Below are 13,846 nucleotides of genomic sequence, written 5' to 3' on the forward strand. Positions count from 1 at the left end.
TAACATTCTTGGAGGGGTACAAAAGATGAAGAAAAAAGCAGCAGTAATCATGGGTGGCGTCCTGCTGGCAACGACCGTGCTGTCCGCCTGCAGCTCCGGCGGCGACAAGGCAGGCAGCGGAAGCGCTCCATCGCCGGTTGAGGATACGAAGCCGCTTGATCTGTCGATCGTCGTTAATCAGGTTGGAGAAATTCCGCCTAAAGGCAATCCCATGGAACAGGGCATCGCCAAATACACGAACACCAATCTGGAATACCAATGGATTCCTACCTCGGCCTATGACGAGAAGATCAATATCATGATGGCTTCAGGCGAGCTTCCAAAGCTCATGAAGGTTAACTACGTTCCTACTATCATCAATGCAATGAAATCCGACCAGTTCTGGGAAATCGGCCCCCATCTCAAAAATTATAAAAACCTGGCCGCCCAGCCCCAAACGTTCTATGACAACATTCTGGTGGAAGGCAAGCTGTACGGCGTTCCGATCTACCGCGATTTGGGCCGTGCTGTAGTCCATTACCGCAAGGATTGGTTGGATGCGGCGGGTCTGAAGGTGCCGAAGACGCTTGACGATTGGTACAATGTGATGAAGTATGTAGCGGAGAACGATCCGGATAAGAACGGCAAGAATGACACGTACGGCTACCTGCTGGACAAAAACTATAACCAAGGTACGGCCTCAACCTTGACTCGTCTCAGTGTTGCTCAGGGCGGTCCGAACAAATGGAAGGTCGATGCCCAGGGCAATTTCACCCCGGAATTTATGACCGATGAGTTTTTCAGCACCTTGAAGCTGTTCAAACGGCTTTATGATGAGAAGCTGATCAATCAGGATTTTGCCGTTGTGGATGCTACGACGAATGATAAAGCGTATGAATCCGGACGCGTGGCCCTGCGGATCTCGGGCGGTAACGCTCAGAGCATGCTGACCAACCTGGTGAAGGTGGTCCCTACCGCCCAGATGGACGTAGCTCCTCTGGAAGGAAAAGCAGGCATTCGCGTACCGGCTGAGAGCGGCAATGCAGGAATTCTGGCTATTCCCAAATCGACGGTAAAGACCGAAGCGGAAATGAAGAAGATCCTGACGTTCCTCGATAAGCTGCTGGATAAAGAGATGGTCTACCTCTTAAACAAAGGTATCGAAGGCAAGCACTACAAGATCGAAGGGGAATTCACCCTTCCGCTGGATAAAGACGCCGATGCCAAGGAAGTGAAGCCTTACCGCGACACCATGCTTCAACGCGGCGACAATTATAATATGGATAAACCGATGAAAGAAACCGAGCTGTTCCAGAAGAACAAAAAGACGGTCAGCGATAATGATAAGTATGTTGTAAGCAATCCGGCTCTTACCTTGGATTCGGCTATGTTCACGGAGCGTGGCAAGGAGCTGGAGCAAATGATTACGGATGCGGAAACGAAGTTCATCATGGGCAAGTTGGATGAAGCCGGCTGGAAAGCGGAAATCGACAAATGGAAAAAAGCCGGCGGAGACAAAATGATGGAGGAATACAAAGCGGCTTATTTGAAAACGAAGAAGTAACATCGTTTGGAACAGGAGAACCGTCTTAGCAAGCAATGAGCTAGGTAAGACGGTTTTCTTCTATATGTCATGTCATATGCCTGAGGGAAACAAGCGATATGCGGCAGGAAACTTTTTTAAGCGGTTACATTTCAACAGCGGTTTCCACGCAACAGGTTATCTGCGACGTATAGATTGCAATAGTCCTCAGCGCCATAATGAGAACTGAACGGCAAGTTAATACGCTAAGGTAAGGAAAGGAGGCGGAACAAAAAGCTTCGATCTGGCAGGCTGCAGTTACAGGAATCGAAAAGAGGTACTTGTGTTTTACCAAATGATTATAGGAGAGAATCGAATGTACAATCGATACCAACGCAACATAAGCAGACTCCTTGTGCTTATCATGCTGATGACTACGCTTTTTGGCGCGAGCAGCGTCCATGTACTGGCCGGCAGCACGGCCAATACCAGAGGCTTCGACGTGTGGGATTTCGGCGGAGTACCGGAAGCGGGGGAAGCCTACGTAAACCACATTACAGTCAGCATGCTCAATGGCTTAACCGACTATGTTTCAGCGGGCGGGTCGCCTGCAAAGGGAGTGTTTAAAGCCAATGCTCCTTTCGGCGAATTAACCCTGTTCACATCGGGAACTCATAACAGACTTTACTATTATGACGGGAATGTGAACGGTGCGTTATCCTACGGCAACCCCACCAGCAAGACCTTTAGTGACGGATATGTCTCCAAAGGCTCCATTTACTCCGGCGGTAACGGGGACGACACAGCCAAGTATATGAGGATCGACAATGTGGCTGCCGGGGATACCATTACTCTTTATGGATTCGTCACGAATGGTACCGGCACCACCAAAGTAAATTTTGATTTGACCAACGCGGCAAACGTAACTACTAGAAAAAATACGGACACAGTGGATCAGGACGGAAAAAAGGTTACGTATTTGGCTCAAGAGTCCGGGACCTTAAAAATCTATTTTACAGAGTCCACAGGAAGCGTTAAACCGAATGTCGCTAGAATTACCAGAACGCCCGGTGTGAAAGTAAGCGGTAATCTGAATTTGAACGGGTATGCGCTTACAGGGCATTCGCTTGTATTCCAAAACAATTTAACTAGAGATGTCCTCAAGGCCACGCTAAACCCGGACGGTACATATGATGCAATTCTTCATGCGGGTTATTCCTACACTGCCGTTCTTCAAGGCGTCAGCTCAGAGTACTCGATTTCCGACACAACGAAGATATTGACCGCCTCAACGGCGGATATTGCGAACGGGATCGACAATAAAAACTTGGACGTTGCCCAAACCGCTATGGCAAATGTAAGCGGAAACATTTTCGGGTTCGACAGCGGGTACAGCTTGAACAACTTCAAAATCACGTTAAACCCGCCGGAAGGAAGCCTTGCCCCGGTCGTTGAGGCTGCAGTCAATAAAACCGATATGACGTATACCGCGGATGTCAGGGCAGGCGTAGCATATACAGCAATGCTTTCCGGTGTCAACGATTATGAGCTGATAAGCGGAAGCAGTGTCAATACAACTGTGAACATAACACAAAATATCACAGTAGCCCAAAAGGCGGTCTACACGGCATCGGGGATATTTGTAGGGCTGCCGTCAACCGTAACCGTTTCCAGCATCAAATTTACAAATGTGAGTGACGGCTATGGCTATACCGGTATCGTTACCGGCTCTGGGAACGGGGTGGATGGTGGATACACGGTCACTCTTCGAGACGGTGCCTACGCCATCACGGCGGTTTCCTCAGACCCTACCTATTCAACGATCGGGCATGTTGTGGTGAATGGAAGCAGCGTAACGAAGGATGTCAAATTCTCGACGACCACACCTCCTACCGCACTTCCAAGAATTGCCGATTTGTATGTAGGAGACAGCTCCAAGGCGAATAACTTCGCGACGGTAAAGGAAGCGCTCTCAACTGCAGCCCGGATGAACCCTACCAGTGAAGCGCAAAGAATCACGATCCATATTGCCCCGGGTGTCTACCGAGAGCAGCTGATCGTGAAAACTCCCTATATCAGCTTTGTCAACACAGATCCGAACCAGGAAGTGAAAATCACGTGGTACTACGGCGTCGGATATGATTACTACAGTGTCGGGCCCGACGGTACCTACAACGAGGATCGAGCTTTTGACAAATATGCCAAAGGCTTTCCCGGAAATTTCAAGTGGGGAGCTACCGTTTTTCTGGCGAAAGAAGCGAAAGGGTTTCGCGCGGAAAGCATTACCTTTGAAAATTCGTTCAATAAATACGTGACTCAGGAAGAGCTCGATGACGGAGTCGAGGTTACCAAAATCAGCACACCGACCAATCTTACCGTAAGAAAGATGGGCCTTGACGCGACTTCGAGGGCAGCTACCGAAAGAGCTGCAGCGATCGGAATCGAGGCCGATAATGTTGAATTTTACAAAAGCAAATTTCTTTCCAATCAGGATACGCTGTACACCGGAAACTCGGCAACCAATCAATATTTTAAGGATTGCTTTATCGAGGGAAATACGGATTATATTTTCGGTGACGGCAATGTCGTATTCGATAACTGCATCTTGAACTTCGCCGGGTACAGCGATCAAGCCTCGGGGGGTTACATTACCGCTGCCAAGCCTTCTGCGGCAACCGCCTACGGATATTTGTTCCGAGATTCCGTCATAACGGCGACCAGCGGCAAAATGCAGACCTCCGGCTATTTCGGAAGACCTTGGGGACAAGAGGCAAAGGTGAAATTTTTGGACTCGAAGCTTCAGGACAGCTCACTTATTACACCTGAAGGGTGGACGTCCATGAGCAGCTCTACCCCTGAAAATGCTGGCTTTTACGAATATAACACCACCTATAACGGGGTTCCGGCGGACACCTCGGCAAGAAGGGGAAAGGTGCTCACAGGCGAAGCCGCTGTTACGGATGTCACTTATTATTTGGGCAGCGACTGGACGCCGAAGTACTTCACACCTGGAAGTGTGACGGCACCTAATGTGCAGGTTGACTCGCAATCCTCAACCCAGATCGACCTTAGCTGGCAGCCTTCCGCCAGTACGCTTGGCTCTGTGATTTATGCCGTCCATCAGAATGGTCAGAAGATCGGCACTACAACAGAAACGAAATACGCGGTTGGGGGACTTGCTCCGTCTACGGCTTACAGCTTTCATGTAACGGCCGCGAGCACAGCGGGCAATACGGCGGTGAGTGCGGTAGTTCAAGCAACCACAACGGCTGTTGCTGCAGGTGTCCCTGCGGCACCGACGATCGCGGCAACCGCCGGTAACGGCACAGCTAACATTACGTGGAGCACCGTAACGGGCGCAACATACTTCACGGTAAAGGGCAAGCCAGCGGGAAGTACAGTGTACAACATGGTATATACGTTGAACAGTCCGACGGTAACTTCTTACACTTACTCAGGCTTGATCAATGGAACGGCATATGAATTTGTTGTAACCGCGTCCAATAGCTACGGTGAAAGCGCCAATTCGAACGTGGTCAACATTACGCCGGGAGCAACACCGGGATCCAATGGAAAAATCAAGCCGGAGGACTTCATCGGCGCCGATATCGGTAGTCCGACCATAACGGGTTCATCAAGCTTTGATGACGATACCAATGTATTTACTCTAACAGGGTCAGGAAAAGGGATTGATAAAAACGCAACCGGATTGGACCAGTTCTACTTGAAGGCCGTTAAGCTCAAGGGGGATTATTCCATCAGTGCAAAAGCGAATTTGGTAGGCTCCGGATCTGCGTCTTACGGCAACTTGGGGTTAACCGTCAGAGAGAGCCTGGATGCCAACAGCTATCACTATTCGCTCTTCGGGCAATTCAGCAGTACATCGAACGCAAGAAAAATGTATAGATACAGCGGACAATCAAACGGCTCCAATGAAACCATTATTCTTCAAGGTACGGCCTATTTGAAGCTAACCAAGGTTGGGGATAAGATCACAGCGATTGTTAGTTCTGCACCCATTCCTGAGAATCCGGTAGCATCCGACACGTTGAAAATCATCAGCGCTACGGCCACAAGATTAGGTCTGGATGCCAGCGGAAATCCAAAAGAGCTCTACGTAGGTTTGATGGCGACCTCAGCGAATACAACCAGGTCCGTTACGGGGACTTTTGAAGATGTAACCATTGTCATGGCTGACGGAACAGTCGCTTTTGATTCGAATGAGGGGAAGCCGATCGCACCGAAAAGCGTTGCAGTAAAGCCATATGATAAGAGTGCGCTCGTTACTTGGAAACCTCTTGCTACAGCGACGTCCTATACGGTAAAACAGAGCACAAGTGCGCAAGGTCCATTTACGGAGGTACAAACGGTTACCGGTTCTGTATATCAGGCCCAGATCAGCGGTCTGGAAAATGAGAAGACGTACTATTTTGTCGTAACTGCAAGCAATGCAAGCGGGGAAAGTATTCCGTCCCAAGTGGTAAGCACTGTTCCTACCGCTTCCGCATTAGTGCCGCCGGTCATCACCATGACTTCCGCTGAGCCGGCAGGTCAGGTATTCAGCGCTGTGCTGCCTCTTAGCGGAGCCGTAGACAAACAAAGCGTCTTAACCATCAGTAATAACGGCGTACCGGTAAAGCTGGATGGAGAGAAAACAAGCTTATCCCTTAGCAAGAACGGAGCTTTCAACGTCACTTTGATTCTGGTGCCGGGCGTGAATGACATCGAAATCAAAGCGGTGGATACTTACGGGAATGAAGCCACGAAGAAGTATCATGTAACTTATACCTATAAAGCGGCAAACCTTACCTTCTATGATGTGAACGGTCAAGTAGTTACCGAATTGGCGTCAGGTAAGGACATTGTTGTCAAGGCTCAGGTTGAAAATTACATTGCTTCTACGAAGGATGCGGTCATGGTTCTTGGCCTATACGACGAGCATAACAACCTGATGAAGTTTGTGTATACGGCCGAGACTTTATCGAACGGGGAAACAGAACAGTTCGCTGCACGTATAAAGCTGCCGGATGATGTGAGCGGATATACAGTAAAAGCTTTCATATGGGACAGCTTCATGGATATGAATCCTGTATCTGATGTGATCGTGTTGAAGTAGGACCAAACTAGGAGGATAGCTTACCATGAGGAAGAAATTTGTATTCGCTGTGATGTGCGCTCTAGTGGGCTTTTCATCACTGGCTCCTGATGTAACGGTCAAAGCCGAGGGTGCAGGAGCCCCTTCTACCATCCCGGCATTTCCCGGCGCCGAAGGCGGAGGCATGTATGCCAGCGGCGGCCGCGGCTATGATGTGTATGAAGTTACCAACTTGAATGACTCCGGTCCGGGGTCGTTAAGAGATGCCATAAGCAGCGATAACCGAATGGTTGTGTTTCGTGTTTCGGGAACCATTCACTTATCGAGCTCATTAAGCTTTTCGGGCAGAAAAAATATTACCGTCGCGGGGCAAACCGCCCCGGGGGACGGGATTGCAGTGGCCGGATACAATACGGATGTAAGCAATGCGAATAACATCATCATTCGCTACCTGCGTTTTAGACCCGGTTCGGCGAATATTCATAGCGAACCGGATTCCCTTGGCGGCAGAGGCTCCAATTACTTGATGATTGACCACGTATCTGCAAGCTGGTCTACGGACGAAACACTGTCCTTCTACGAGAACAACAATATGACGGTTCAGTGGAGCTTGATCAGCGAGAGCCTGACGGTATCCGGTCACATTAAGGGAAAACATGGATACGGCGGTATCTGGGGAGGAAATGCGACAAGCTTCCATCACAATATGTTTGTTAACCATACGAGCCGGATGCCAAGGCTCGGAAACGGTACGACCCCAGGCACTGTAACGATGGCTAACAATGTGATCTATAACTGGGGCTTTAATAACACGTATGGAGGAACGATCGGGCTTAAATCCAATGTAGTCAATAATTACTACAAACCGGGTCCTTCCACAGATAGTTCCGTGAAGGGAAGAATCATAAACCCTGGCGACGGGGAATTTTATATCAACGGTAATTTCATGTTTGGCAATCCCGAGGCGAGTGCTGACAATCGAAAGGGAATTCAAGACCAAAGTGCATCCACAGTGATTTCCAATGCCCCCTTTCAAGACAATGGGTACAATTTGTTGAATGTGGAGGATCCTCAAGCAGCTTATAACCATGTGATACGTCAAGTAGGCGCGGTCCTGCCCAAGCGGGATGCGTCCGATGCCAGAATCATTCAGGATGTAATCGATGGAACAGGAAGAATCATTAATCGGGAATATGAGGTCGGCGGTTACCCGGAATTGCGAACAGGAGCCATTCCGGATGACACGGATCATGACGGAATGCCCGATGCCTGGGAGGAGTCGCATGGCTTGAACAAGAACGATGCTTCTGACGGCAAAGCCATCACGGCCAGCGGCTACAGCAATTTGGAAATTTATCTGAACAGCTTGGTGGATTGGTCTTATGCACCGGAGAATCCGGTCGTGAAGGTGACAACCCCAACCTATAACGCTTTGTATGGTGCAGGCGGCCCCATACAAGTGGATGTAGTTGCCTCCGATGCCGATGGAATTACTAAGGTAGAATTTTATAAGAATGACGCTAAGCTCGGAGAAGACTTGGAAGCTCCGTATAGCTATATTTGGGAGCAAGCTGAAGAAGGTACCTATTATATCTCAGCAAGAGCTTACGATAACAAAGGAAATGCGACGCAGAGCACCTCTATGCCGATTCATGTGAATGGTCCTGAGGTTACGGCTCCGTGGAATTCAGCGGACATCGGGAGCACTCCCGTACAAGGAAGCGGAAGCTTGGATGCCTCCGGTGTTTTGACCGTTAAGGGATCCGGGAAGATTACAGGAACCAAGGACAGCCTCCACTTCGTTTATCAGCCTATCAGCGGCAATGCAGCTTTAACGGCCCGACTTGATTCGATCGCGCTCTTGGATAACAATGCGATTTCCGGACTCATGATCCGGGAAAGTCTGGAGCCCGATGCGGCCGAGGCATTCATCAGTTCATCCATCGTCAAGGCGGACAGGGACGAGAATATGAACGGCGACAAAGACGATACCTATTATGCGACATATTTTTCAACGAGAATGAATAAGGGTGAAGCGGTAAAAACATTGGATGGCGCCGCCTATCCTCAGGACTACCTGCCGGCTTTAACGGATCACAACTTACCGATCTGGCTGAAAATCGAGCGGGTCGACAACACGGTAATTGCGTACACCTCCACGGACGGGATCGCCTGGAAGGAGCTTGCGAGGAAGGCCTTTGCCATGGGGAAAGAAGCCTATATCGGATTTGCGGTCGATGCGACTCAGCCGTCCATTGCCAATGTGTATTACAATACGGCGAAGTTCTCAGTTATTCGGCTTACGAATTCCTTTACTGTAAGCGATGTAAAGATCACCGATATTTCGGGCAAACCTGTCGCCGGTCTTACGCCTGGATTGAATGCGGTAGCCGCAGTTACGGTAAATAAAAATTCCAGCGCGAATCAAACTGCTGTCATTGCCATTCAGCTTTGTGACGCGAACGATAACGTACTGGGTACTTCCTATGTAGAGTCGCCGTTTAGCGCGGGACAAACCAAAACGGTGAAAGCGGGCTTCAGCACCCCGATGCATTTGGAGGGACTCAAGATCAAAGCTTTCGTGGTCAACAAAATGACAGGTGGAATGAAAATTTCAAATGAAATTACGGTTCATTAGTCGGACTGGGGTAACTAGGAGACCGGTGCGGAATCTAAGTTAGGGGCGAGCATATGAGTAAGATGAGTTTAAAGTATTTTCGAGCTTTCATAGCGGTGCTGCTGTTCTCGGCAATGATGGTCAATGCAAGCACTATAAAAGGATTCGCCGCTTCAGCTCTAACCGTTCAGCAAACGATTGAAAATAATAAAGCCGAATTTAAAGTAACGGATACGGCGGCATCCAATGATCCGGTAACCATAGTCATCCTGCAAAAGCAGACGAACTCGCTTGTATTTGCGGATCAAGCGAGCCTTACGGGCGGAGCGGCTACGTTTATTACCTTATTGCCTAAAGGGGATTATACCGGATTTGTTGGTTCCACAAACAGCAATAAGGTGAATCTTCAGGACTTCAGTATCGTCAAAGAAGAGAGCATCGTCGGGTTCCGACCGATGAAGGCCATTGCTGTTGCAAAGGGCGCATCGGTAGTATTGCCAAGCTCCGTCGTTGCCATTTTTGATGACGGAGCCAATAGAGAAGTCGGCGTACAATGGACACATGTTCCATCAACGGACGTATCCGGTCAGTTTACCGCTATCGGTAAAGTGAACGGCAGCAGCGAAACGGTGAGATTGAGCTTGCAGGTCGGTGAAGGCAACAACGGCGGCGGGAACAACGGCGGCGGCGACAACGGCGGCGGCGACAACGGCGGCGGGAACAACGGCGGCGGCGACAACGGCGGCGGGAACAACGGCGGCGGCGACAACGGCGGCGGGAACAACGGCGGCGGGAACAACGGCGGCGGGAACAACGGCGGCGGCGACAACGGCGGCGGGAACAACGGCGGCGGCGACAACGGCGGCGGGAACAACGGCGGCGGCGACAACGGCGGCGGGAACAACGGCGGCGGGAACAACGGCGGCGGCGACAACGGCGGCGGGAACAACGGCGGCGGGAACAACGGCGGCGGCGACAACGGCGGCGGGAACAACGGCGGCGGCGACAACGGCGGCGGGAATAACGGCGGCGGCGACAACGGCGGCGGGAACAACGGCGGCGGCAACAACGGCGGCGGGAACAACGGCGGCGGGAACAACGGCGGCGGCGACAACGGCGGCGGGAACAACGGCGGCGGGAACAACGGCAGAGGCAATAACGGTTCCACAACGACGGCTAACCAAGCATCGATTACCGTGATTCCTAAGCTGGATCGTTCCACTACTACAGCGAAAGCGGAAATCGCAGCAGCGGTAATCGATTCCGCCTTTGCCAATGCAGCGACTGACACTAAGGGTGTCAAAACCATTACAATCAATCTGGACAAAGTAGACGGTGCCAAAGCTTACGAGCCGACTTTACCGGCAAGCGTGCTGGTACAAGGGGATAAAAAGCAGATTATCAAAGTAAATACCCCTATAGGAAGCGTGGAATTACCCGGCAATATGGTCAAAGCTTCTTCGGCTGCTGCCGGTACGGTCATTTCCGTTCCGATTGCAGCGGTTGACAAATCTTCAATAGCAGACCCGAAATTGAGAGATGCGATAGGCGACAGGCCGATAGTAGAATTGAATCTGAAAGTGGACGGTAAGCTCATAAGCTGGGCAAATAAGGATGCAGCCGTTAAGGTGTCTGTCAAGTACACACCCAAACCCGAGGAAATAAAGATTAACGAGCATATTGTAATCTGGTATATCGATGGCGCCGGGAAAGCCGTCAAGGTTCCGAATGCCAAATACAATGCCGCAGCGGGAACAGTAACCTTTACTACGACCCATTTCAGTCAATATGCTATATCTTATGACTTTAAGACCTTCGACGATGCGGGTGTATATCCATGGGCACAAGTTCCGATTGAAGTGTTGGCTTCTAAAGGAATCATCAACGGGGCTTCTGAAACTGCATTCAACCCTTCGGAAAAGATTACAAGGGCGGACTTCCTGCTGCTTCTGGTGAAGACATTGGGAATATCCGCTGACTTCAGTGACAACTTCAGTGATGTCAGCCCATCCGATTATTACTACGAGGCGTTGGGCATTGCCAAACAACTCGGGATCGCAAATGGAACCGGCGCGAATGTTTTCCATCCTAAGGAATATATCTCTCGTCAGGACTTGATGGTTCTCAGTGCAAGAGCGCTAAAAATTGCCGGGATGAGTGCGCATCAGGGCGGTGCTGAAGATATTCAGAAGTTTGGTGATAAATCGGGTGTTGCTTCCTATGCGGTTGTAGACATCGGCACTATGGTGAAGGAAGGCATCGTGAGCGGAGATGGAGATCTTCTTCATCCGCAAGCCAATGCCACCAGAGCTGAAACGGCTGCCATCATGTACAGAATCTTTAAAAAGCAATAAAAAGTACAGTTAATTAAGACTCCGGAGCCGATTTAAGCGAATCCGGAGTCTTTTTATTCCAAAATCGCCGGATCAACTAAGGATGCAAAGCTGCTAAAGAAGTCAATTTCATAATTAGAAAGCCCTTGTGGAATAAGGCTTTTTCGGCATACAAAAAAGGAGTACCTCCCCACATTCTCGAAGTTAAGGTTATCAAATGGCATGGGCAACACGAAGGCGCAAAAAACGGGCCTTTGTCGATCTCGAACTAAATGTACAGCTCGAAATTGGATACCTGTGGCAGATAGATCGCGTTACAGAGCGTCTGGCGCTTAACACGGCCCGGTAATGCTCCCTGTAACGTTATGAAATCACCTTACTGTACCAAAAATGTGTTCATCTGCCACCGTAAGATGAAAAAATCGCGTTACAATGCGTCTGGTGCTTAAAACGTCCCGGTAACGCTCCTTGTAACGTTATGAAATCCACTAACGATGCACACAACCTAACATGCAACGAATTGAAACAAGTTACATGAGTTATCCACAGAAATTAACATAAATTTACATGATGTATTTTACCATAGAAGCTAAAAGTCGAATCTGCATCTGTTATGACGCGTATTACCATTAAATGGTTATTCTGGTTTTAGTTCCAGCGTTTGATCCCTTTCTGGGGTTCGTACTTCCGTCCGCTCTTACCCTCCACTTTCTGTCGTCCCTTGGATACTTTTGTGGGCGGTTTGAACAGCTCTTGCAAAAACTGCTCCCATGGATGAAAAAGATAAATTCTCATTGTCTTTAGTATCTCCCACTGGCTCTTATCAGTTTGCAATTCGAGTTTTACAAGCAAGCTAAGAGCGAAAGCAATGAGTGACATAAATAATTGATTCCATACCGCATGGGGAGCCTTGCCGTGGATACGTACCAGATTTAAGTGTTGCTTTACCCATTTAAAGAAGATCTCAATTTTCCACCGATTTTTGTAAATGAGCGCCACTTCTGTTGCTGTCAGATCCCACCGAGACGTTAGGATGCGGTACCGTCTTTCGTGCTCATCTACAAACTCCACCAGACGAAGGGGCATGGTAGTCTTGTTTGAAAGCACATCCACATCTCGCAGGATCTGGTGATTACCTGGAGACTTGGGAACTTCGCGCCCGGTTCCTTCGACCGGGTACAGTGTGAGCCGGTCTCTTACACGAACCACAAACCGGATTCCGTCGGATACCCATTTTTCAAAGTGCTCGCACTTCTCGTAGCCCCGGTCCATGACGTAGGTTACATCGTCATCCAACGTTAGCTCCTGAACGACCTTGTTTTCCTGAACGTTCGAGGTTGAGGCAATCACCTTGTTTGGAAACACAGTGTCCGGATCAGCCACAACAAGTCGGACATGAAGTCGAACTGCTGTTTTCTTTGAACCGCAGCGAGCCCAGCACCCTAGAAGTGACGGAAGTGAAATATCCGTCGCGTCGATTAGATGTAATCGCCCAATACTTGGCGTAATCCCTGTTTTATGCCCCGTTTTTCGATCAATTTGGGAAATGAGGTGGTAAAACAACGACTCAAGCGAACCCGTGCAAATCGATTCTGTCTTTCGGGATAACTGAGAAGCACTTATGGACTCCAGTCCGATCGCCTTTTGTAGCTCTGGGTGGGCTCTCAGTTGAATGGGGATGACATCGTAGGATGCTAGTTGTAACAGTTGAGAGATGACGTGCAGCTCGATGGCCGTGCCTGTGAAAAATTTTCTGGTCCGATGATCATCGAAGGTTGATCGGAAGCCCGAGATATCCAATACTTTTAAACATTGACAAATGACTCGAATCGCTTTATTGTTATCCATGGGTTGGCTCCTTACTTGGAGAAATGATGGATAACGCGTCATTCTCTACAGTAAGGGCCTTTTTCTTTTTTGTCCATGAAATTAAAAACTATAAATTACATTTTAAGTTAGTTTTAAAGCTCCATATCCGTGTTAGGTTTGATGCATAGTTAGTGTATGAAATCACCTTACTGTACCCAATATGCGTTCATCTGCCACCGTAAGATGAAAAAATCGCGTTACAGGCGTCCGGCGCTTATATCGGGCCGGTAATGCTCCTTGTAACGTTATGAAATCATCTTAAAGTGCAGAAATCGACGAACCCAATCGAGGTTCAGAACGTGATTTGTGAGAATTCAACTTTAAAAGGCTACATTAGCTGAAAATGTGGCAGATGGTCTCAAGATGTTGTATAAAGAGTAAACGCAGAAATCCTCTCGTTGTTAAATGTACCTATTGAAGTATATAGCAAA

5 protein-coding genes are annotated in these 13,846 nt (G+C 49.1%); 4 read left to right on the forward strand and 1 reads right to left on the reverse strand.

Features of this window, described 5'->3' with window-relative positions:
• The first annotated feature begins 25 nt into the window (after positions 1-25).
• From QMO62_RS01970 to QMO62_RS01985, 4 genes are all read left to right on the forward strand, one after another.
• Positions 26-1,543 (forward strand): extracellular solute-binding protein, encoded by a 1,518-nt coding sequence (locus QMO62_RS01970; RefSeq protein ID WP_284638325.1) that lies wholly within the window; start codon positions 26-28, stop codon positions 1,541-1,543.
• A gap of 334 nt (positions 1,544-1,877) precedes the next feature.
• Complete coding sequence (locus QMO62_RS01975) at positions 1,878-6,617, forward strand: pectinesterase family protein (RefSeq protein WP_284638327.1); 4,740 nt, start codon at positions 1,878-1,880, stop codon at positions 6,615-6,617.
• Between the two features lie 25 nt (positions 6,618-6,642).
• Complete coding sequence (locus QMO62_RS01980) at positions 6,643-9,234, forward strand: Ig-like domain-containing protein (protein WP_284638329.1); 2,592 nt, start codon at positions 6,643-6,645, stop codon at positions 9,232-9,234.
• Positions 9,235-9,287: 53 nt separating this feature from the next.
• The gene (locus QMO62_RS01985) at positions 9,288-11,567 is read left to right on the forward strand and encodes an S-layer homology domain-containing protein (protein ID WP_284638331.1); all 2,280 of its coding nucleotides are present in this window, start codon (positions 9,288-9,290) and stop codon (positions 11,565-11,567) included.
• Positions 11,568-12,194: 627 nt separating this feature from the next.
• Here the strand turns inward: QMO62_RS01985 and QMO62_RS01990 are convergent.
• Positions 12,195-13,394 carry an IS4 family transposase gene (locus QMO62_RS01990; protein ID WP_284638332.1) on the reverse strand — a complete coding sequence of 400 codons (1,200 nt, stop codon included), beginning with the start codon at positions 13,392-13,394 and terminating at the stop codon, positions 12,195-12,197.
• Between the last annotated feature and the right edge of the window lie 452 nt (positions 13,395-13,846).

It is taken from the genome of Paenibacillus silviterrae (assembly GCF_030167925.1).
GTDB classification, from domain to species: Bacteria; Bacillota; Bacilli; order Paenibacillales; family NBRC-103111; genus Paenibacillus_G; species Paenibacillus_G silviterrae.

What these genes read in the sequence shown, in the direction of transcription:
- QMO62_RS01970 (WP_284638325.1), top strand. Translation starts at nt 26, where the DNA reads ATGAAGAAAAAAGCAGCAGTAATCATGGGTGGCGTCCTGCTGGCAACG.
- QMO62_RS01985 (WP_284638331.1), top strand. Translation starts at nt 9,288, where the DNA reads ATGAGTAAGATGAGTTTAAAGTATTTTCGAGCTTTCATAGCGGTGCTG.
- QMO62_RS01980 (WP_284638329.1), top strand. Translation starts at nt 6,643, where the DNA reads ATGAGGAAGAAATTTGTATTCGCTGTGATGTGCGCTCTAGTGGGCTTT.
- QMO62_RS01990 (WP_284638332.1), bottom strand. Translation starts at nt 13,394, where the DNA reads ATGGATAACAATAAAGCGATTCGAGTCATTTGTCAATGTTTAAAAGTA.
- QMO62_RS01975 (WP_284638327.1), top strand. Translation starts at nt 1,878, where the DNA reads ATGTACAATCGATACCAACGCAACATAAGCAGACTCCTTGTGCTTATC.